The sequence below is a fragment of the Brevibacillus sp. YAE8 genome, assembly GCF_057543335.1.
The window spans coordinates 11,790-32,767 of sequence record NZ_BAAIYG010000037.1 but is presented as its reverse complement, the minus strand read 5'-3'; the positions used below and the strand labels follow the sequence as shown (position 1 = coordinate 32,767).

The 20,978-nt window shown below is 52.9% G+C and carries 24 protein-coding genes and 1 pseudogene; 11 read left to right on the top strand and 14 right to left on the bottom strand.

Annotated features, from left to right (window positions below; translation table 11 throughout):
- The first annotated feature begins 149 nt into the window (after positions 1-149).
- A complete protein-coding gene (locus AC27IT_RS25520; protein WP_025847145.1) occupies positions 150-506 on the top strand; it encodes a response regulator in 357 nt (118 codons plus the stop codon).
- Positions 507-814: 308 nt separating this feature from the next.
- Positions 815-1,525: an RNA polymerase sporulation sigma factor SigK gene (sigK, locus tag AC27IT_RS25515; RefSeq protein ID WP_005833248.1), complete on the top strand. Its 711-nt coding sequence runs from the start codon at positions 815-817 to the stop codon at positions 1,523-1,525.
- Between the two features lie 1,095 nt (positions 1,526-2,620).
- On the opposite strand, the gene AC27IT_RS25510 is transcribed toward sigK, so the two are convergent.
- From AC27IT_RS25510 to AC27IT_RS25485, 6 genes are all read right to left on the bottom strand, one after another.
- Entirely contained in the window at positions 2,621-2,773 is a 153-nt protein-coding gene (locus AC27IT_RS25510) for a carboxymuconolactone decarboxylase family protein (protein ID WP_283859033.1), read from the bottom strand.
- A 5-nt stretch (positions 2,774-2,778) separates the two neighbouring features.
- Entirely contained in the window at positions 2,779-2,985 is a 207-nt protein-coding gene (locus AC27IT_RS25505) for a hypothetical protein (RefSeq protein WP_129552219.1), read from the bottom strand.
- Between the two features lie 22 nt (positions 2,986-3,007).
- A complete protein-coding gene (locus AC27IT_RS25500; RefSeq protein ID WP_340673273.1) occupies positions 3,008-4,141 on the bottom strand; it encodes a hypothetical protein in 1,134 nt (377 codons plus the stop codon).
- Positions 4,142-4,256: 115 nt separating this feature from the next.
- Positions 4,257-4,706 carry a hypothetical protein gene (locus tag AC27IT_RS25495; RefSeq protein ID WP_005833242.1) on the bottom strand — a complete coding sequence of 150 codons (450 nt, stop codon included), beginning with the start codon at positions 4,704-4,706 and terminating at the stop codon, positions 4,257-4,259.
- 44 nt (positions 4,707-4,750) lie between these two features.
- A complete protein-coding gene (locus AC27IT_RS25490) occupies positions 4,751-5,119 on the bottom strand; it encodes an SMI1/KNR4 family protein (protein WP_221843613.1) in 369 nt (122 codons plus the stop codon).
- The gene (locus AC27IT_RS25485) at positions 5,079-5,210 is read right to left on the bottom strand and encodes a hypothetical protein (RefSeq protein WP_007784819.1); all 132 of its coding nucleotides are present in this window, start codon (positions 5,208-5,210) and stop codon (positions 5,079-5,081) included. The genes AC27IT_RS25490 and AC27IT_RS25485 overlap by 41 nt, the downstream gene beginning before the upstream one ends.
- 49 nt (positions 5,211-5,259) lie before the next feature.
- Between AC27IT_RS25485 and AC27IT_RS25480 the strand changes: the two genes are divergently transcribed.
- From AC27IT_RS25480 to AC27IT_RS25470, 3 genes are all read left to right on the top strand, one after another.
- A complete protein-coding gene (locus AC27IT_RS25480) occupies positions 5,260-5,547 on the top strand; it encodes a hypothetical protein (RefSeq protein ID WP_283859036.1) in 288 nt (95 codons plus the stop codon).
- Between the two features lie 188 nt (positions 5,548-5,735).
- Positions 5,736-5,963, top strand: a complete 228-nt coding sequence (locus tag AC27IT_RS25475; protein WP_221843611.1) for a hypothetical protein — start codon at positions 5,736-5,738, stop codon at positions 5,961-5,963.
- A gap of 170 nt (positions 5,964-6,133) precedes the next feature.
- Positions 6,134-6,661, top strand: coding sequence for a CarD family transcriptional regulator (locus AC27IT_RS25470; RefSeq protein ID WP_005833235.1), 528 nt, complete (start codon positions 6,134-6,136; stop codon positions 6,659-6,661).
- A gap of 140 nt (positions 6,662-6,801) precedes the next feature.
- On the opposite strand, the gene AC27IT_RS25465 is transcribed toward AC27IT_RS25470, so the two are convergent.
- Together AC27IT_RS25465 and AC27IT_RS25460 are read right to left on the bottom strand one after the other, a co-directional pair.
- On the bottom strand, positions 6,802-7,773 hold the full coding sequence (locus AC27IT_RS25465; protein ID WP_238501165.1) for a GNAT family N-acetyltransferase: 972 nt from the start codon (positions 7,771-7,773) through the stop codon (positions 6,802-6,804).
- Between the two features lie 261 nt (positions 7,774-8,034).
- Complete coding sequence (locus AC27IT_RS25460) at positions 8,035-9,102, bottom strand: CapA family protein (RefSeq protein WP_238501163.1); 1,068 nt, start codon at positions 9,100-9,102, stop codon at positions 8,035-8,037.
- A gap of 140 nt (positions 9,103-9,242) precedes the next feature.
- Here AC27IT_RS25460 and AC27IT_RS25455 point away from each other — a divergent pair, with 140 nt between their 5' ends.
- The 3 genes and pseudogenes from AC27IT_RS25455 to AC27IT_RS25445 all read left to right on the top strand — a co-directional run bounded on the left by AC27IT_RS25455 (position 9,243) and on the right by AC27IT_RS25445 (position 12,138).
- Positions 9,243-10,415: a UDP-N-acetylmuramoyl-tripeptide--D-alanyl-D-alanine ligase gene (locus AC27IT_RS25455; RefSeq protein ID WP_431809224.1), complete on the top strand. Its 1,173-nt coding sequence runs from the start codon at positions 9,243-9,245 to the stop codon at positions 10,413-10,415.
- A gap of 243 nt (positions 10,416-10,658) precedes the next feature.
- Positions 10,659-11,642, top strand: a complete 984-nt coding sequence (locus tag AC27IT_RS25450; RefSeq protein WP_007784828.1) for a C40 family peptidase — start codon at positions 10,659-10,661, stop codon at positions 11,640-11,642.
- Between the two features lie 4 nt (positions 11,643-11,646).
- Positions 11,647-12,138, top strand: a pseudogene (locus AC27IT_RS25445) (histidine phosphatase family protein).
- A gap of 562 nt (positions 12,139-12,700) precedes the next feature.
- On the opposite strand, the gene AC27IT_RS25440 reads toward AC27IT_RS25445, so the two are convergent.
- From AC27IT_RS25440 to AC27IT_RS25415, 6 genes are all read right to left on the bottom strand, one after another.
- A complete protein-coding gene (locus tag AC27IT_RS25440; RefSeq protein ID WP_007784833.1) occupies positions 12,701-13,468 on the bottom strand; it encodes a FixH family protein in 768 nt (255 codons plus the stop codon).
- A 5-nt stretch (positions 13,469-13,473) separates the two neighbouring features.
- A complete protein-coding gene (locus AC27IT_RS25435; RefSeq protein WP_007784837.1) occupies positions 13,474-14,085 on the bottom strand; it encodes an SCO family protein in 612 nt (203 codons plus the stop codon).
- Positions 14,086-14,138: 53 nt separating this feature from the next.
- A complete protein-coding gene (gene ctaG, locus AC27IT_RS25430; protein ID WP_238501170.1) occupies positions 14,139-15,008 on the bottom strand; it encodes a cytochrome c oxidase assembly factor CtaG in 870 nt (289 codons plus the stop codon).
- Between the two features lie 166 nt (positions 15,009-15,174).
- Positions 15,175-15,645 carry a thioredoxin family protein gene (locus AC27IT_RS25425; RefSeq protein ID WP_005833218.1) on the bottom strand — a complete coding sequence of 157 codons (471 nt, stop codon included), beginning with the start codon at positions 15,643-15,645 and terminating at the stop codon, positions 15,175-15,177.
- 3 nt (positions 15,646-15,648) lie between these two features.
- Positions 15,649-16,077 carry a disulfide oxidoreductase gene (locus AC27IT_RS25420; RefSeq protein WP_005833216.1) on the bottom strand — a complete coding sequence of 143 codons (429 nt, stop codon included), beginning with the start codon at positions 16,075-16,077 and terminating at the stop codon, positions 15,649-15,651.
- Positions 16,078-16,249: 172 nt separating this feature from the next.
- A complete protein-coding gene (locus tag AC27IT_RS25415) occupies positions 16,250-17,035 on the bottom strand; it encodes a metallophosphoesterase family protein (RefSeq protein WP_283859042.1) in 786 nt (261 codons plus the stop codon).
- A 192-nt stretch (positions 17,036-17,227) separates the two neighbouring features.
- Between AC27IT_RS25415 and AC27IT_RS25410 the strand changes: the two genes are divergently transcribed.
- From AC27IT_RS25410 to AC27IT_RS25400, 3 genes are all read left to right on the top strand, one after another.
- Entirely contained in the window at positions 17,228-18,019 is a 792-nt protein-coding gene (locus tag AC27IT_RS25410) for a cupin domain-containing protein (RefSeq protein WP_026558457.1), read from the top strand.
- A gap of 58 nt (positions 18,020-18,077) precedes the next feature.
- Positions 18,078-18,800: an NAD-dependent deacylase gene (locus tag AC27IT_RS25405; protein WP_005833212.1), complete on the top strand. Its 723-nt coding sequence runs from the start codon at positions 18,078-18,080 to the stop codon at positions 18,798-18,800.
- A 153-nt stretch (positions 18,801-18,953) separates the two neighbouring features.
- The gene (locus tag AC27IT_RS25400; protein ID WP_487092161.1) at positions 18,954-20,870 is read left to right on the top strand and encodes an ABC-F family ATP-binding cassette domain-containing protein; all 1,917 of its coding nucleotides are present in this window, start codon (positions 18,954-18,956) and stop codon (positions 20,868-20,870) included.
- Positions 20,871-20,978 lie beyond the last annotated feature (108 nt).

Sequence of the window (20,978 nt, the reverse complement as noted above, 5' to 3'; positions counted from 1 at the left end):
TTTCACCGGCGAGAGCTACCGGCTACGAAATGCGCTATCCGGAGTGAGATCGTCATAATCTTCAGCGTTGGCCGTGCCTATGCACAAATCCGCAGCGATTCTCTGTATTTTTGACTTGCGAAAAACAACAGGTTGAGGAGATGTAATTTATGGCTAGAATATTAGTCGTTGATGATGCTGCGTTCATGAGACTACAGTTAACGGACATTTTGACAAAAGGCGGGCATGAGGTAATTGGTGAGGCTGAGAATGGTCTGGAGGCAATAGAAAAATATGCACAATTAAAGCCTGATTTAGTCACAATGGATATTACAATGCCTGTGATGGAGGGAATAGATGCCGTAAAGGGCATTAAGAAAATCGATCCCAATGCATCAGTTATCATGTGTTCTGCTATGGGACAACAACAAATGGTTCTAAATGCTATTCAGGCTGGCGCGAAAGATTTTGTGGTGAAACCTTTTCAAGCAGACCGGGTACTCGATGCCATCAAAAAGATTGTCTAGGGGCTGTCCAAAAAGGGCAAATCCGCTAACGTTTAAAAATCAGAAACATTGCTATATCAACGTTTCTGACATACAAAGGGGCATCTCAAAGTCGAAATATCGACTTTTGAGATGCCCCTTTTTAAGTCTTATTGAATGTTAAAAAACAAACTTGGGTTCCTGTCTTAACGAGAATTATTACAGAAACTGGACGAGATTGGTCTTTGGACACTTCACATTTGTAAGGGGTTTTCATGTGGTACTTGCACATCTGGGTATTCGCCCACATAAGGATAGAAGTAAGCTATCCAGACGTGGAGGTGGCAGCCATGTCCAGCATCATCGCGGCGCTTTCCCTTGTGTTCAAGGAACTTCTCATGTTTGTCGCTTATGTCAAGAACAACGCGTTCCCCCAGCCTCTTCAGGATACGGAAGAAGAAAAGTACCTCCGACTCATGGCAAAAGGCGATCCGTACGCCCGCAACAAGCTGATCGAGCACAATTTGCGGCTGGTGGCGCATATTGTGAAGAAATTCGAAAACACCGGCGAAGACAGTGAAGATCTGATCTCCATCGGCACGATCGGACTCATCAAGGCGATCGAGAGCTACCAGGTGGAGAAGGGAACCAAGCTTGCTACGTATGCGGCGCGTTGTATTGAAAACGAAATCCTGATGCACCTTCGCAGTTTGAAGAAGACCAAAAAGGACGTTTCCCTGCACGATCCCATCGGCACGGACAAGGAAGGCAATGAGATCACGCTCATCGATGTGCTCGGTACGGAGACGGACGCAGTGGTGGACGCTGTCCAGCTCAAGCTGGAATCGAACAAGATTTATCAGCACATCCACATCCTCGACGATCGGGAAAAAGAGGTTATCATTGGCAGGTTTGGACTCGATCAGGACAAAGAAAAAACGCAGCGCGAAATTGCCCGCGAGCTTGGCATTTCCCGTTCGTACGTCTCCCGCATCGAGAAGCGGGCACTGATGAAGCTGTTCAATGAGTTTTACCGGACGAAACAGACACAGGGGAGATAAACAGATAGAAACCGCTGGCGGTTTTCGGCTAGTGGTTTTATCCCCATATGTCCGAAACGCAGCGAAATGTCCTGTATCCGGCAACGTTGTGCCGAAGTGAGGCAAACGCTCGCCACTATATGAAAAAAGCGTTAGGAGTGCCTTCGGGTACTCCTTTTGTTTGATGCGAGGTATAGAACGGTTCTTATTTATTTATCTTCTTTCGTGATTGCACATTTCGTCAGTCTGTGCATCAATAATGAAGGTGTAATGCCAAGAGCTTTTGCGAATATGCAATAGTTGTTCCAGTAATCGTAATTTTACATCGAAAAACAGGTTATATATCTGTGTATGTGAGTCTCTCCCTGATTACTTTCCATTCCAAATTTTCGTACACTAAAACATATTCATAGTGGTTTACGCGCAAGTTCCCTTCACTTGTCGTGACTTTTTTATTAACATCCACATGATATTTCCCTTCAGCAAATTGGATATTGGTATGATTTTTAGCGCCTGCCATTTCCAACTCGTTTGATGCTTTGTTGTGTTCACTGATGAATTCTTTAACGGTAAGCAGTGCCCCCATATTACCAGGCAGGTCTTTGAATTGAAAAAAAAACAGTTAACACGATCATAGCCAGAACAATCCCAATGATCCAATTTCTAGTCTTTTTCATAATAATCATCACATTTTTCTAGTTCTATGAAAATGAAATGGTGCATGATGAACTTCAGATACCATAATATAATACGTTTTCTATAAATTAGAAGTTACGATGGGCACTATTTTTTCATTTTTTTCTGCAAGCTTTTTCAAATCCAACTCAATCATACTCAGTCAACTGTTCAAATGTAACACCAGCCCTCAGTTGTCCCAGCCGCTAGGATCGCCATTTTATACAGATCAAGCCGGATCACTTCGTCATTCGGATGGCGGTTGATAAGTCTGGATAAACTCTTTGCCAGCTTGTATGCTGGATGATTGTTCACGACCGAGTGGATTGGCCCTGATCTACAATACGGTATCCATAATGGTAATACCCATAACCTGTTTTGGAAGCAAGAATAATGGAGGGGGCAAACTATGCCTCCCTCCATTACTGACCGCCATATTCGTTACAATGTTTTGCTCGCAGAAGCGGTTACGATCTGTCTGGTAGAAACGTTCAGCCGATTCCACAGGTTGGCCGTGGCGATCCCGGCGATCAAGGTCGCCAGTGCCTGCCCTCCGAAATGGCGTGCAGCGTCATGGAAGATTTCATCCGGCACTGGATCTACCCGGTCGTTGATTCGGGTAACCGCTTCGCTGAGAGCAAGGGCAGCACGCTCGCTATCGTGGAAGTATGGCGTTTCACGCCATGCCGATACAGCAAGTAGGCGCTCATTGTCCGGGTTTCATCCGTCAGTTTTATAGAAGCTTTATAGGCAAGCTGTGGCTCCTTCTCTTTTGCTGGCTCCGCAACTACTGTTGCCCATCTCACTATGAAGTTCTTGCTCCTCTCCCTACCTCACACGCGATTGCCACCCTTCAAAACGGCTCATGTGCACCGAGTCCAAATCCCCGACAAAAAATGACTTGCCATCAGCCGCCCATCCCAAAAATTGGATGTTGTCGATGGTGTCCAAATAAGAGCTGCCGTCGAGCGGGTATGTAAACGTTTGATTCGCCGTCTTTACGACAAGCTGCTCGATGGCATCCTGGGCATTGGAGGTGAAGAGAAATTTTTCTGCGACGTAGTTATGACCGGTCGGGGACCAGAAAACTTTGGTCAAGTCGCGGTCCATAGACACGGGATGAGGGTTATCGGCGGTCGGCACGCTTTTGCCTGTTTGCAGGTCGGTCATAAAGCCGTGCCATTCTTTGACGTCAAAGCGCAGCTTCATATCGTTCGAATACGAAGGAAAGCTTTTGAACGAATGCGTGTACTTGAGCCCTGTCGGCAAATCAAGCTCTTTAATTGTGCCGTTTGCCTTGTACAGTACTTTTTTGGATGTGGGTATCCAGTAGAGCAGCTTTACCGCCTGTGTGCTGCTTTCTTCTTCAGCCGGGAGCGAAAATTGGTCGTTGACCTTCATTTTCAGCGTGTTCATGTCTTGCAGGTAAAGCTTGTGGCGCTTTTGCAAATTTGGTTCTTTCCGATCCGACTGGATAAAGGTGAGGTAGTGGCCGTCCGGCGCAAGCGCATAATCGAGAATCGGTGTGTCGGCGGTCCCTTTTACGAGCAACGTTTTTTGGTTCGTGAGCGGGTTGTAGCGGTACAAGCTGGCTTGGTCCATAAGGAGAAGCTCGTCCTTGCTCTGTGCCCACTTGGCGAAACCGCTCAGTTGGCGCAGTTGCTTCGTTTTGCTGTCATACAAATAGGGGATGGTCGGTTCCCCTGCTTTGAACCCTTGCTTCTCTGCATACACAAACCGTCCGCTCGGCGACATGCTCGCGCGGTGCACGGCGGGAAGCTGCGCGATGAGCGTTTGCTTTTTTCCATCCAGGCTGATCCGGTATATTTTCGAAGGTTGGGCGGCAGCGTTCGTTGTGGTCGAAGTGGTGCTCGCTGCGCTTGTTCCGGGCGAGGCTAACGGAGAGCATACGGATGCGGCAAGGAGCACTGCTGCCAAGGCTAGTTGTTTCGTTTTTTTCATCAGGCTTCATCCTTTCTCTGACTGATTAGACGTGCAAAAAGCGGGAAAGTTACCAAAACAGCAAAAAAGACTCCCTGTTGGCAGTCTTTTTGCTTAGCTTGTGCAGGAGGAGCGGTCAGCGGACCGTGCCATCGGTCGAAACCGGGATGCTGGCTTGCTTTTTCCAGCAGGACAGGACGAGATAGCCGAATGCGATGCCGCAAATGCTGGAAAGCTTGCTTCCATAATAAAAAAACGACATGGCAGGAAGGTATTCCGCTGCGGGAGAATAGTAAAGGAGAAAAAGGATACTGCCCATAAGCGCGGGAATGCCGAACGCAATGAATTTGATCCAGTCAAATGACCAGCTTTCTTTTGCCGCACATGTTTGAACAAAAGCAGGCAGCCCAAACAACAAGCCGATGGAGACGGGATAGAGAGTGCTGTACAAGATCGCGGGAAAATGCTCAAACGTCGCTTTTGCTTCCGCCATGAAAACTTGTTCGTAATACAAAACAAGATCCAAGACGAATGCGGCAAAGATCACATATCCTACATAAAGGGCAAAGAGCTTGAATTTTTTCATGCGCGTTTCCTCCTGGTCTTTATCCGAACCGTTTCGCGAACGGCCTATTCCAACCAAAATTCTTTCCCCTCCCGTTCGAGCAGTTTCATAAACCATTCGGTAAAACTCATGTGCAAGTCCAGCGGGTTTTCCGGGTCCATCGCACCGATCCACGTCAAGTAGCCATTTTCCGCTCCGGCTTGCTCCTGGTTTACACAAAGGGCGCCAATGGAGTGACTGCTCCAGATGATCGGGTAATACGGATCGTCAATGCTGTATCCTTTCCAATAGTCAATCACTTCCGACAGGCTCAAAATGTCATAGCCGCCGCCGTAGTCGCTGTGCTGGAACAGGACGGATTTGCTGTATTGACTGATAAAAGAGCGGTAATCATCAGGGAGCCAAAATTTGTAGCGGGCAACGAACTGGTCCAACGCTGCCGAAGATTTTTACCACTCGCTTCGCTTCGTCGTAAACAAGTTCTCCGGCGAGCGAATCAATGAGCGTTTGGAAATCGGTATTCATGTCGGGTTCCTCCGAACAACATTTGAAATGGAAGGGCAGTGGTGTATGTATGGAATTTCTGAATGTGATTGGTTCAAAAGTGCTGACATTTCACTTCCTGTCCATTGTGCTCAGCGGGGTGTTGCGCTTTGTATGGCCAAAGCTTCATCTGCTCATGATTTTGGGCGCCAATGCGATCGCGGGATTTTTGTTTTTGCAAAAGCTAGAGCTGACCTGGTCCGTTGTATTTTTGGGCATCAATTTGCTTACAGCACTCGGCGGAATCGGGATTGCGAGTTTGCTGAGAAAATTGATTCGCGATCTGCACGAGGAAGGCGGGACCGGACATACGCGATGACGGGTGGCTTTGTCTGATGCTTCTGGTTCAAGTCATGCCCGTGGCGCACTCAAGGCGTTAGGATGATAAACAAGCTTTTTAGGTCGAAGGACTGGCCAAAACGGCATGAAGCTGCCCTTTCATCCTATTCTGTATTCGCTCCCGTTTTTCCTTGTTTTTTAACAATATTTCCCTTGTGGTTCATTCACATGAAAAAAGCCTCCGAGCAAGGCCAACGGGTTGCCTTTGTTGCCAATAGAGCGAGTGAAAAGAAGCAGGCATCGCGCACAGATGCCTGCTTTTCGCTGGGCAAAAGCAAGCCAGTCCTCTTCCCGTTCGGCAAGCTCGCGAGGATAGTTTTTTGCTTACTCCTTCCAGTAAATAAACAGCTTTTGGAAGAGAAAGGGACATCGCCTGCCAAGGAAAACCCGTCCTAATCCCTGACAGGCAAAAGCGCATCGGGACGGCTGTTTTCTTCACGAATCTTTCATGCATTTTTATCCAAAATTAAATATTGACTTAAAATAAAAGTGCATGATAAAATAAAAATTTTTAAATTCGATAACTGTGTTATAATGAATTAGATCGCATTGTAGGAGGTGGACGTATGTTTCATGTAGGTGACAAGATTTTTTACCCGATGCACGGGGCAGGCGTAGTCGAGGCAGTGGAAGAAAAAGAATTCCTGGGTGAAAAGCAGCTCTATTATGTGCTCAACATGCTGCAAAAAGAGTTGAATATCATGGTCCCTGTTGAAAAAATGTCCGCACTGGGCATTCGCATGGTCGTAGAGGCTGGCATTTTGGATGAAGTGTTGGCGATCATGCAGGCAGAGAGCCCTGACTCCACGTTGAATGCGGCACAGAGATACAAGCAGAATACAGAAAAAATGAAGAGCGGCGATATTTATGAGCAGGCGGAAGTGATCCGTGATTTGTGGCGGATCAGCCAGGGCAGAATATTGGGCACGAGTGACAAGTTGATGCTAGACAATGCCCAGCAGATGATGGTCAGTGAAATTGCTCTCGTAAAAAATGTGGACATCGAGCGGGCTACGCAATTGCTGCGTCATGCGCTGTCTGAAGAACCGCTGGCCCAGCCAGGGGCAGCGGTATCAAAAGTGCATGCGGGGTAAACGGAAAAAGGCAGCAAAGGGTGTGATTGCTTCGGCAGTCGCCCCCTTTTTTTCGTTACCCGTTGGCAACGAGCCTTTTGCTAAAAAGCGCGGCAAGGCCAGCTTATCTGCTTTTGCAAACTGGCCTGGCTGCTCACGGACTAGGGCGAACGGACCAGGCTGTACTCCAGGCGGCTGGCAAACGGGCGATAGCCGGCACGTAAAAAGGCATGGGCCATCGGCTTGTTTTGCTGGTCGGTGTCAGCGCGGATATACGTCTGTCCTGCCGCAAGCAAAAGCTCGGTTGCCCGGCGCAGCAGCGGATGAATATAGCCGTTTCCGCGTTGTTCAGGCAGGACGCCGATGTACCCGATGGTGGCATACGTCGGGCTGACCGTAGGCATGAGTAACCCGATGAGCTTGGCGTCTCGGGTATAAGCGAGCTGCCACCATTTGGGCTGATGGGCCATCCGCTGCAAATCGCGAAACATTTCCTCGGCCTGAGCCGCGGCTCCTTTTGCCTGGCGCTCTTGAACGATGTACTGGTCGAAGGTGGAGCGGGAGACGCGCTCGATCGCATCGACGAACGCCGCTTCCCCTACCTCTGGCATGGTGCGGTACACGATTTCGTGTTCGCTGTTTTTGCTGTGACCGAGAGCAGTCTGCGCGCGGTCGGGCGGCGCATGCCAATCAAAACGGTCCGTCATCCGGCTGAGCTGAAAGCCGGCAGCTTCCAGCACGGCCTGTCGCTTGGCGGGATGGGTTTGCCACTGCGGCGTCATCGGGGGAGTGTCCACTACATGCCCGATCGTGCCGTCCAACTGCGTGCCCATCAGCAAGCACGCCTCGCGAAACAGAGCAAGCCCAAGCCGGGCGCAGTCAGCCGCTTCCCACGGCACATCCCATAACACGACGTCTGTCGCCACTTCGCTTCCAGGCAGCGTCCAGAAGGCGAGTCTTCCCAGCCACGCCCCGTCTTTCTCCAGGACAAAGCACCATTCGCGGCGCATGGCTCCTTTTGCCAGCATCGCTTCCAAATAGGTAGCGACATCGTGAACAACCTGCCCGGACTGGCGGCCGAACGCAGCAAACGCTGTCACCTCATCGGCGGTAATCGCGCGAACATGCAGCAAAGCAATCTCTCCCTTTTGTATCGGATTCAACAGCGAACAGCCCAGGTGAAAAATTTTCATAGGAATGCCGGATAAAACAACTTTCTGTAACTACCCAAATTAATATTGGTGGTTACTTGATGATTTTACCAAAATGTTTCGATAACTGTCAAATTGCATGCGGCAACGGCTGGGCAGCCACAAGCTTGTCCACAACGGCGGCGCAAGCCTTGGCAAAGAACGAAGAAAAAGAAGGAAGGGAGCCAGGCTTTTGGCCCCCTGTTACTCGATCAAAATACTTGGCTTACGGCCGATGATTTGAATCGCGCGGTTCCACAGGAGCCGCAGCTTTTTTCGTTGCAGCAGGGGAAGGTGCGGATCGGGATGCTTCAAGTACGAGCGGATGGGAATGACCCGAAAACGGACGCGGCCTCCTTGCAGGAAGCGCTGGCAGTAGGTCGGGATGACGGAGATTTGTCCGATGGCGACCTGCCCGTGGGCATCCTTTTCCACAGAAAAGCGCAGAATGGCCCCAATCTGTGACTGATCGAAGTGCAGCATTTTCTCGGAAGTGAAATTGCCGAGCGAGTAGGCGACGAGTGTGCGCTTTTTTCTGCCACCCGCAAGTGAGATCGCCGGGGTGACAACGGGTTGCAGGACGTGCGGATGCGCGCCGAGAATGACGTCGGCGCCGTGGTCGAGGAGACTTTGCACGAGCAGGCGCTGGTTCGCTGTCGGGGTGTAGCGGAATTCCACGCCAAAATGCAGCGCAACGATCACGAGGTCGACGAGCGGGCGGATGGCGGCGATGTCCTGCAAAATGGCGTCGCGGCGGATGAGATTGGCGAGCCATGGCATGTGGGCGGGAATGACCTGTTTGTTCGTTCCGTACGTGTAAGCGAGCAGCGCGATGCGGATGCCGTTCACTTCCCGGACAAAGGGAATGCTCGCCTCCTGCGGGGAGCGGTACGTGCCTGTGTGCGCAAGCTTGTAGCGATCCAGGACGTCCAGTGTGCGGCAAAGTCCGTTTGGCCCTCCGTCCAGACAGTGGTTGTTCACGGTCGTCACGACGTCAAAGCCGACTTGCTTCAGGTCGCGCGCCAGCTCGTCGGGACAGTTGAACCGAGGATAGCCAGTTCGTGCTGAGCCGATCTGGTAGGGCTGGCCTTTGCCGGAAAACGTTGTCTCCAGATTGCCGATCGTCAAGTCAGCGCCTGACAGGATGGGGGCGACCGGAGCGAACATATCCGAAAAGGAATACTGATCCACAGAAGCCAGCTTGGCGCAAGCCACCTGCTCCTTCCACATGAGGATATCGCCTACAGCGGCGATGGTGACCTTCTTTTTCATTGGCTTCACCTCTCCACTCTACTCTATTCCAAAAGTCGTCCGTCCGTTTTGGATAGAAGCGGAACGTTTTCATAGATAGCGGTCTATACAGGCTGTTTCCCTCGGACATACAATACGAAAGCGGATTGGGAGAGGGGGGAATGTCAGTGAAAAAGAAAGGGAAAAAGACAAAAACAGGGCCGTCAAAGACGGTGATTCTGAACAAGCCGGTGATCGCGGTGACGGGAAGCGCCGGAAAAACGACGACGAAAGAAATGATCTATGCGATTTTACAAAGACGCATGCCCACGTATCGTTCGATGTACAACAAGAACTTTTTGGGCAATACGAGAGCGCATGTCAGCCGTTTGCGGGACGAGCACAAAGCGGCCGTGCTTGAATTCGGGATATTGAGGAGTGGACATATTCGCCAGCATTGCCAGATCATTCAGCCGAATCTGGGGGTTATAACGAACATAGGCACTGCGCACATCGGCAATTTCGGCGGAGACATCGGACGGCTCGCCATGGCAAAATCCGAGCTGATCCGCAACATGAAGTCTACCGGTATCGTCTTTCTCAATTGGGATTGTCCATACTCGCGCCAGTTTACCCAGCAGCCTTTTGCAGGGACGTTTGCTGGTAGATTCGTTACGTTCGGGGTCGAGCAGGAAGCGCATTATCGGGCGGACAGCATTGCGCAGGAGGAAGGCGGAATTTCCTTCGTCTGCTCGTTTCAGCAGCAAAGGGAGGCGATGTTCATTCCGATTTTGGGAGAACACAACGTGTACAATGCGCTGGCGGCGATTGCGGTTGCGCATACACTCGGCATCCCGTTCCAGGAAATTCGGGAGGGGCTGCGCCGGTTCCAGCCGCAGCGGAAGCGGCTCGTCAGCTATCGGTTGGCCCACAATGTCCAGGTGCTGGACGATACGTACAGCTCCAATCCGGATGCGGCCAAGGCGGCGATTGATGTGCTCAGCCAGTCTGGACACAGCACCAAAATAGCCGTGCTGGCGAGCATGCTGGAGATGGGCTGCTACGAAGTGCGAGGGCACGAGGAAGTCGGGGAGTATTTGAGTCAAAAAAATGTGGATTATTTGTACACGTTGGGGAGAAGTGCCCGCCATATTGCGCGCGCGGCCATCCGGGCAGGCTTTCCCGCGAACCGGGTCATGCATTGCCCGAACAAAGAGGTCCTGCACCGCAGTCTCGCCAAAAGAATGAAGCCCGACACTACTTTTTTGGTAAAAGGCTCGCATCGGCTGAAAATGGGAGAAACCGTACAGTTTTTGTGCAATGCGCTTGCGAGAGGTAAGCGAAAACCTCGGTAGCGATGCCAGGACCTGTCAAGCGAGCAGGCGCTTGTCCCGGGAGCGGACAAGGGCCTTTTTGGCATGGGGAAAAGGTATGGGGCGAATCGGTCAGACAGGCCTGGGATACAGGGCTATGGTCATCCGACTATGTAATCAAATCCTCTGTTGGAAAGATTTACAGACTTATACGGGTCGAGTTTTTCCAGTAAAGTGGGATTGTACCCGATCCGTTGGGAAAAAACACAGCCAGGAGGAGAACGAATGACGAAACGAGATTGGTTGCAAAAGTCGACTGTCGCCGTCATGCTAAGCACATCCCTGCTTCTGTTCGCAGAAGGTGGACAGGCAGCAGCTAAGACTGTGGATTCGCAATCTTCTGTCAAAGCAGGAAAAATCGTGCAGGTCGCTACATCCCTGATCGGCAAAGACTACAAATACGGGGCGGTTGGTCCGAACTCGTTCGGCTCTGCGGGACTTGCTACGTACATCTACAAACAAGCCGGCGTGACGATTGACGACACGATTGCCAAGCTGTACAAAGCCGGAAAGTCCGTCTCGGCAGACAATATCCAGCCTGGAGATTTGCTGTTCTTTTCCTCGAATGGAAAAGGCGCACCTGCCTTCATGGGAATTTACATCGGAAATGACCAGTACATATACTCTTCGCAAGGCGAAGATGCGGTAGTTTTGAAAAAAGTCAGCGATTATACGAAGAAGCTGCTTGGCGCACGCCGAATTTTGGCGGAGGACACCGGCACGGGCACAACTCCGGACCCGGGTCAGGAGGAGGAGTCCAACTCTTCTGCAATCGCGGACAAGGTGATTGCGGCCGGGAAAAAATACATCGGCACACCGTATGAGTACGGCTCGTCCCGTGCGAACAAAAAGACGATGGATTGCTCCGAGTTTACGATGTGGGCGTACCGCGAAGGCGCCAATATCGACATGGGCAACGGCGGCGCGCGCTCCCAAGCCAATTTTGTGAAAAGCAACGGCACTTATACAACAGATATTAACAAGCTGAAAAAAGGCGACCTGGTCTTTTTCATGGCCTATAAAGGCTACAAGGAGTCCGACTACAAAGGCATCAACGTGCCTAAGCAAAGCATTACCCACGTCGGCATCTACATGGGTGACGACAAGCTGCTGCACACCTTCTCCAAGGAGTCTGGCGGCGTGAAAATTACCGATTTCAAAAATACGCATTGGGAATACCGCTTCATCATGGGCGGACGCCCGTATTGACTTTTTGCCAGAGGATTACACGGGTTCTACCGATTTGCCTTTGACGAGCAAAGGGCTTATCCAAGTGGCGAAAATGTCTGCTCGCGTGCAAAAAGAGTTTCCGCCCGAGTTTATTTGGAGCAGTACGTTGAAGCGAGCCAGTCAAGCAGCCGGGATTTTAGCCGACGCGGTCGGCTGTCCGGTAGCGTAGCTGGATGACCTGAGAGAAAGGCAGGAGACGGAGAGCATACGGGAGTTCAGGGCACGCGCGGAACGCATCCTTTCTTCTATCGAGGAAAACAGCAAAGCGTACAAGCGGATTGCGATTGTTTCCCACGGCGGAATGATAACCAAACTGATAGAAAGCTTCCTTCCGTTGCCGCATGAGAATAACGTTTGGTTCCACTCTGACAACACAGGGATTCATCTGTTGGAACAGACGCCGAAATGGAAGATCATCCGGTTTGCGAACAGCACCGCTCATTTGAACGGGGACGAACCGGCTGCGAACGGATAGCCAGTCTGCTGCCAACAGCAGTTTTTAGAGGACAATAGCGGAAAAATAGGTGAATGACCACGGGCAAACGCACAGTCCATCTGTGCGTTTGCTGCATCTCTTATAGGGAGACTTGTAGGAGGTGAAACGTCATGTCATATCAGTATCCCCCAGGAGGTTACCCGCCGCCACCGCCACCCGGAGGTTCTTCTGGAGGTTTTCCTCCCCCGCCGCCAGGCCCACCCCCAGGCAGGACGCCCAGCTCGCCGGGATCGCGAGGATACGGGGGAACGCGTCGGATTGAACCAGGCGGATTTTATCCGTGCCTGTATCGCTATACGTACATTTGGCTGCAAAATGGGCGGTCTTTCTGGTTTTATCCCGTATTCATCGGTCGTTCGTCCGTAACAGGCTACCGCTGGAGAGGAAACCGCTGGGAATACTATGGCTTGGAACTGAACCGGATTGCCTACTTTACTTGCTAATACGAAAAGACGCAGCGCTTTCTAGCAAAACGGCCTTCCCGGATGGGAAAGGCCGTCTTGGCTTGCCGTCCCGATCAGGTGCCAGGCTTATGTGCCTGTTACTTGACCGTCACGGTGAAATCTTTGTGGTCGTGCACGTCGCCTTTTTCCAGATGGACCTTCAGCGTGTATTCCCCGGAAGCGGGGAAGGAGAGGCGGCCTTCGTACTGCCCGGGACTCGTTTCTTTCGCATCGACGAAGCTGTGCTTCACCTCATCTCCCGTCCAAAACTCGAACTTGACCGTACCTTCTGCAAATGGCTGGTTGTCTTTTAGCAGATGAACGACCATGGCCGCTTCGGTTTGCGCCTTGAGCTCGTCTGGAGGCATCAAGTGAAAGTCGACTCCACTGGCTGCATGCGCTTTGTCTGCGGCTGCTTTGCCGTGCTCGTGTCCGCCGTCTGCATGACCCGTAGCGGCGTGGTCGGCGCTGGCTGCGGCTTTCACGGTAAAAGGCGTCTTTTGCATGTTGTGGAAATCGCGGGCGGTGACGTGGTAGTAGACAAAGTAGGAGCCAGGCTCGCTGATCGTCTGCTGCGCCGTATAGACGCCATCGGCTACGAGTTTCGCCGGAATCGTCTCGTGCTTTTCCTGTCCATCCTTCCACCATTCGAAGGACACTTCCCGGGCATCGTCCACAGGCTTGCCTTCCTGCGTCACCTTGACCGAAAACGTAATGGGTTGCCCCGCTACTGGCTCGGCAGGCTCTATCGAAAAAGCGGCGTCAACTGGGGCGCCGGAAGCTTCCAGCGCTTGGTCGTTCTGGCTGGAACAAGCCGCAGCCAAAACGACCAGTGCGGACAGGCATAGCGTGAAAAAGCGTTTCATTTGCGTTACCCTTCCTTCTTCAAGTTCAACAACTCTTGATAAATTTGCTCCGGATCAAAGTCCTCGCCCATCCCGAACTTGCGGATGACCGCGTTGTTTTGATCGACGAGGTAAGTGCTCGACGTATGCGAGATAAAGCCGTCCTCGGTCTTTTTCGCAAAGAAGCCGAGAGAGCTGGTCACGGTGCGAATCGTCTCTTCGTCGCCGCGCAAAACAATCCAGCCTTCGTCTGCAATCCCGAGCTGTTTGACGTAGTAGCGCAGCACGTCCGGCGTATCGTTTTGCGGGTCGATCGTAATCGTCAAAAACTCAATGCCGTGCCCCATGAGTCCAGCCGCTTGCAGCCGTTTTTGCAGTTGCACCATTTTCACGGTGGTCGTCGGGCAAATGTCGGGACAGCGCGTATAGATCAGCTCGACCAGGCGGATGCTCCCGGGCTTCGGCGCGAGGGAGTAAGCCTCTCCGTCCAGCGTCTGTAGCTGTACGTCCGGCAGCTTGGCCGAAACCGACGACGGGCTCAGCCAAAACCACGAGGCGACGAGCGCGGCGAGGACGAGCAGCGGCAAAAACAGCAGCAGCCGTCTCAGCCGGATAGCGGCAGTCGGGGTGAGTGGCACGCGGGATGCCTCCTTTTTTCGCAAGTAAAATGAGAGAGCCGCTTTTTGGGCCGTTATTGCGGGATCAGTTGATCGTCCGGCTGATCTTTTTCTTTCCGGTACCAGGCGGCAAACACATAGGCCAAAACGGAGCCGTACGTCAACTCCTGCACCAGCTTCATGATGATTCCGCCAAGCCGCTGATCGTCCAGAGGCAGGAGCGGAACGGCGAACATCGATTTGTCGATCGGCGCGGAGAAGAACGGCGCACACAACATGGAAGGACCGTTGACATACGTGCCGTACAGCGCCGATTCCGAAAAAATAATGAGCGCACAGGCTGGCGTAATCAGCACGCCGTTGGCAAAAATGTAGGCCAGCTTTTGCAACTCGGACAGCCGATGAATCTCCGGAATAGGGGCGATGACAGGCAGCCACATCAAAATGGCCGCAACCAAAAGCAGCAGGTGAATCAGATTATGTACGGCCAGGTTGTTCATCGCCATGTCTAGAATAACAGGCATGTGGTAAAACGAAAATAGGGCATTGAACAAAAGGACGGCCGGGATCGGATGGCTCGCCACGCGCAAAACCTGTTTCAGCCCCCTGCGGTCAAACAGCGAGCGCATGAGCCAGGCTGGTGTGCCAGACAAAAGCAACAGCGGCATCACCAGGTAGAGAATGGACTGCTGAAGCATATGGGCACTGAACAAAAAGTGGCCAGCGACGTTTAGCGGGCTGCCCATGCCGAAATAAAACAGCAGCAAGCCAGCGGAAAACGACAGCTTCTGTATGAGCGTGGCTGGCTTTGCGTCCGGAAACGTCCGGCGCAAAGGTCCTGTCAGCGAAAAGTAGGCAAGTCCGATGAGAGCGGTCAACAAAATCAGCTCCGGGTTCCACGTCGCCCGAAAGCCAAACGTTTCGGTCAAGTCGATGAGGGTCAACGCCATTACCTCCGTTTTCCTGGAATATTCCCCATTACCCATTATAGGCATTCGCTTCCAAAAGCCTAATGACTCGTTTGGGCTATTTCTCGTTGTATGCGTTCACATATTTGTCACCGAGGCAGCAAAAAGCCCCCGAACGGTAAAGTCCGAGGGCTTTTTGCCACTATGATTTTTTCTGCTCTTCCAGCCATTTCTTCCACTCGTCGGCTTCGTGGCCGCCTACCAGACGAGCGACTTCCTTGCCGTCCTTGTAGTGAACCAGGGTCGGGGTAAATTCGATCTGGAACTCATCCCAGCTTGCATTAAATTCAAGCAGGTTGTGCTTTTTCATGTCGATCTGCATGTCCTTGACGATTGGCACGAGGACCGGGGTGGTTGCGCGGCAATGCTCGCACAGCGGGCTGTAGTAGTAGACGAACAAGTCTTCCTTGCTCTCGATCTTCTGCTTCAACTCTTCTGGCATAATCAGGTTGTCGTACAGCGGATCTTTCAGTTGCTCGATGGTAGCCGGATTCAGATTGGCTTTTCCGTACGGGTTGCCTGCAGCCGCCTCGCGGTTGGAAATATCCGAGTACACAATGGCGCCAATGAGCAGCGCAGCTACCAGGATGGAAAAAAAGATAATTTTTTTCATGCATCAAATCTCCTTTGCGTTTTTCATGACGATGAACAGCAGAATGCTAATCAGCGTAAAGGCGACCAGCGCCAAAAACGGAATCGTGATAAAGCCGAACCAGTTGATGTAGTCCGTATTGCAAGGCACGATACCGCAAGCGTTGCCCAGCTCATGCAGGGCAGGCACCTTTTGAATCAGGTAATGGTAGAGGGAGATGCAGCCGCCGATCAGCGAAAGAATCAGGGCGTATGATGACATCTTGTAATCTTTTTTGGCGGAGGCCACCCCCAGCAAAATGATGAGCGGATACATCAAGATTCGCTGGTACCAGCACAGATCGCACGGTATGTACTTCAATACTTCCGAAAAAAACAGGCTTCCCGCTGTGGCAATCAGGGACACGCCCCATGCCGCAAACATGGATTGTTCCATCACTTGTTGACGTTTCATAACAACACCTCGTCCCTCTATCTTATCATATTACGAATCGGAAGTAGATTATAAAAAGTAACAATTTGTAAAAGCAAAGCGGCTTGTCCGAAAAAAAGCGGGAAACGCTACCTGAAGCAGTAGCCACAGGTAGGAGCCAAAGCTTTGCCACACAAAGGAGGTGTCGTCGAACTCAGATGATCCGCACGGACATGGTGGGCTGGGCGTCGCGAATCGGGACGAAGATCGATTGCAAAGAGGGCCACTCTACCAACAAGATTCCGCGCCGGTAAGCAGCTCCACCGTCAATCCCGACGAGATTGCCCCGCCGCCACGGCCCATGGCCCTCATAGTCAGGCAACCGGGGAACAGGGGTGTGACCGAAGACGATCGGCCTGTCTCCTCCATAATAAAGGTAGAAGGGCTCCCGAATCCACAGGAGATCTTCTGGATTTTGCTCGTGCAGAGGGATTCCCGGGCGAATCCCGGCATGGACCAGGAGAACCGCGGGCGCTCCTGATTGCGGGTCAGCCGGAAGCTCCATGTACAAAGGCAGGCTGGACAAGGACGGCAACAGCCCCGGGTACTCGGCCAAAATCAACCGCCGGGCTTCTTCCTGTTCTGCGGCAGACGGCATGGAATGCAGAAACGCCCGGCGCAGCGGATGAGGGCCGAGCAGCGAACGGATCGTGGCATCCCCTCCGTTGTAGCGCAAGTAAAGCTTCGGATTTCCTTGCCCAAGCAGCCAATCTTCCAGCATCTGCTCGTGATTGCCTTTGAGCAGAAAGACTTGGTTCGGGTACTGCTGGCGGAGGCGGAACAGCTCGAACAGCACTTCCTTGGACTCGGGCCCGCGGTCGATCATGTCGCCAATCACATAGAGGCGATCCCCTGTCTGCGGGGAAAAAGAGGCATCACGCAATGCCCGCTGAAAAGCCTGATTCTGTCCATGAATATCCGAAACGAAATAGGTGGCCACTTCCCATCCCCTCCAAAAGAGAACTTGGCGCGACTGTTATCACCATATGTATAAAAGGAGGAAGAGTGCCAAGGCATGCGCGCAGGCCGTAGCGAGCAAAGCGGCGCCTAAACATGGGCGCACCAACTGAGGGCAGCGGAATATGGATACGTATGAGACATATACCCACATGTTGGAGGGAAAATTGGACAGATGGCTACATCCTATCGGGATTACACTTCACCCAATACGCAATTCACATACGATCTGCGCAACAACACGTTTTTTCGCAAAGACGCCGGGAACTTCATTGACGCGCTCGGCATCCAGCAACTGAACACGCTTGGCAACACATCGTTGCTCGACATTTTCCTGACGACGGGAAATGTGATTGAGCCGCATATTCACCAAAACGCTTCCGAGCTCGTCTACTGTGTGACGGGAGAGGCGATCGTTTCGATCATCAACCCGTTTACGAACCAGTTGCTCAACTTCAATATCAAGCCGCGGCAAGTGGCGAACGTGCCGCAGGGCTGGTGGCACTATGAAGTAGCCTTGACGGACGATACCCATCTGATCGCGATATTCGACGCGCCTGTACCGGAAGTGATTTTCGGCTCCGACATCCTGCGACTGACCCCGGCGAGCATCTGGGCACACACGTATTGCCTTGACGAAGCGAAGGTAAAAGACACCTTTGCGCCGATTACCCGGACCGTCGTCATCGGCCCGCCGCTCGGCTGCCAGCAGGGGGCAAACCCCGCTCCCAACCAGGGCCAAAGCCAATGGCAGCACACTTCCAGCCAATATCCGCACTACGACTATTCCAGTCAGTATTCCAGCCAATGGCCGGTGAACTCCTACTACGATGCTGCGGCTTACACGCAGCCGCCGGAGTACGGACAGTACACCCATTACCCGGAGCTGGCGGGCTACACCTACTATTCGCCTAGCCAGCCGCAAACCGCTTATCCACAGCAGTACGGCTACTCTGCGGCTTACTAGCTGTACACCCTCTTTTTCCTCCGATACAATGGGGGCAAAAAGAAAGAGGGAGATGCAGATGGAAGCGCTTGCCAAATGGCTGCAGGAATCGCCGGGCGCGGTCGTCTTTACGGGTGCTGGCATGTCGACGGAAAGCGGCTTGCCGGATTTTCGCTCGCAGACCGGACTGTGGCGCGGAAATGATCCGCAAAAGCTCGCGAGCACGCAAGCGATGCGAAGCAACCGCGAGTCGTTCGTGGAGTTTTACCGGATGCGAATCGAGGGGCTTTGCTCCTGCAAACCGCACGCCGGGCATGAAATATTGGCAAAATGGGAGCAGCGCGGCCTGCTTGCCGGCATCATCACGCAAAATGTAGACGGCTTTCACCAGCGGGCCGGGAGTCGGGCGGTCGCACAGCTTCACGGGACGTTGACGACGGTCAGTTGCATTCGCTGCCGGAAAAGCTACCCGAGCGAGCGGTATTTGCAGGAGGAAGGAAGCCAGTGTGAGTGCGGAGGCTTCGTTCGTCCGGATGTCGTCCTGTTCGGAGAGTCGTTGCCCCAGTCGCAGATTGACCTGGCAGTGGAATGGACAGAGCGCGCGCCGCTATTGATCGTGCTCGGCTCGTCGCTTACGGTCAGTCCCGCCAACTGGTTTCCGCAGCGCGCCAAAGAAAACGGAGCCAGGCTGGTGATCGTCAACCAGGAGCCGACTCCGCTGGACGGATGGGCGGACTTGGTCGTGCACGATGTGAAAATCGGCGAGCTGCTGTCGCGCACAGAACAGTGGCTTCACCGTTGAATGAACGGCAGGCGTACTCTCGATTGCAGGGAGTACGCCTGCTTTTGATCTGGCGGCAGGCAATTTGCGGGCAGTCAGTCCCTAGAGCTTCCGCGAAAAAAATGGTACGATTCTGTGAGGACGGCAAATCGAAAAGTACAGGTGACGACGACCATGCAGATTATTTCAGTAGAAAACCTCTCCAAAAGCTACGGAGAGAAAGTTTTGTTCGATAACATCTCCTTTCATATCGCAGAGCAGCAGCGGATCGGCCTGATCGGAGTCAACGGCACAGGAAAATCATCTCTGCTGCGGATCATGGCGGGACAAGATACGCCCGATAGCGGAAAAATCATTCATGCGAACCATTTTCACGTGGAATATTTGCCGCAAAATCCGAGCTTCGATGAAGAATCTACGGTGCTTGCGCAAGTTTTTTACGGAGAGTCCCCGCTCATCCAGTTGCTGCGGGAATACGAGGTAGCGCTGGAAGCGGTGCAGCAAGACCCGGAAGACGAGAAAAAGCAGGCGCGGCTGTTTGCCGCCCAAAGCCGGATGGATGCGGCCGATGCGTGGGAGAGCAATACCCAGGCGAAAATGATTTTGACCAAGCTCGGTCTGTACAACTTTTCGCAAAAAGTAAAAGAGCTGTCTGGCGGCCAGCGCAAGCGGGTAGCGATGGCAAGAGCGCTGATCCAGCCAGCCGATTTGCTGATTCTCGACGAGCCGACGAACCATATCGACAACGAGACGGTTGAGTGGCTGGAGGAATACTTGTCCCGCTACAAAGGCGCCTTGCTGCTCGTCACGCACGATCGCTATTTCCTCGATCGCGTGACGAACCGCACGTTTGAGCTGGATCGCGGCAAGCTGTACAGCTACGAAGGCAACTACGCGACGTTTTTGGAGAAAAAAGCCGAGCGCGAAGAAAACGAGGCGGCGGCAGAGGACAAGCGGCAAAATTTGCTGCGCCGCGAGCTGGCCTGGCTGCGCCGGGGGGCCAAAGCGCGGACGACCAAGCAAAAAGCGCGCGTCCAGCGGGTAGAGGAGTTGCGCGATCGGACGGTGGACGGTCCGGCGGCGAAGCTGGAAATGGCGCTGGGCGCAAGCCGCCTGGGCAAAAAGGTCATCGAGATCGAGCACATCGAAAAAGCGTACGGGGATAAAAAGCTGGTCGACGACTTCAGCTATATCGTGTTGCCAGGAGATCGCATCGGGATTATCGGTCCAAACGGCAGCGGCAAATCGACGCTCTTAAACATGCTTGCGGGCCGCATCCAGCCTGACAGCGGAACGATTGACGTCGGCACGACGGTGAAAATCGCCTACTACACGCAGGACAGCGTGGAGATGGACGAAAAGCTGCGAGTGATCGAGTACGTCAAGGAAGCGGCAGAGGTGATTACGACGAGCAACGGAGAGGCGATTACGGCTTCGCAAATGCTGGAGCGCTTTCTGTTTTCCCCGTCGATGCAGTGGACGCCGATATCCAAGCTGTCCGGCGGCGAGCGGCGCAGGCTGTACTTGCTGCGGACGTTGATGGGCGAGCCGAACGTGCTGTTTTTGGATGAGCCGACCAACGATCTCGACATCCAGACGTTGAGCATTTTGGAAGACTACTTGGAGCAGTTTCCCGGAGCGGTCATTACCGTTTCCCACGACCGCTATTTTCTCGATCGCACGGTTGACCATCTGTTCGCCTTTGAGGGCAATGGGCAGATTCGCCACTTTACAGGCAACTATTCCGAATATCTGGAAGAAAAGCGGAGAGAGAACGCGGCAGCCGCTGCCGGGGCGCAGCAGCAGCCAGCCGAGAAGCAGCCGGGCAGTCAGGCGACTCGCGGCAACAACCGCACGAAAAAGCTCTCCTACAAAGATCAGAAGGATTGGGATACGATCGAAGGCAAAATCGCTTCGCTGGAAGAACGCCTCGCGCTGCTGAAAAAAGAAATTGCCGGGGCGGGCAGCGACTACGGCAAGGTAGAAAAGCTGTTTGCCGAGGAGCAGCAGGTGACAGCCGAGTTGGAAGCGGCCGTGGAGCGTTGGGCGGAGCTGTCTGCGCTGGTCGAGGAACTGGAGCAGGGGAAGTAATTGGCAGCGTGCCAATCTCTGTGTGCTTAGCCAGTTATTGAGGCTGGGAAAGCGACGCCGATCTCCTGTAGACTAGAGAAGATCACTAGAGTAGAGGAGTCGCTGTCG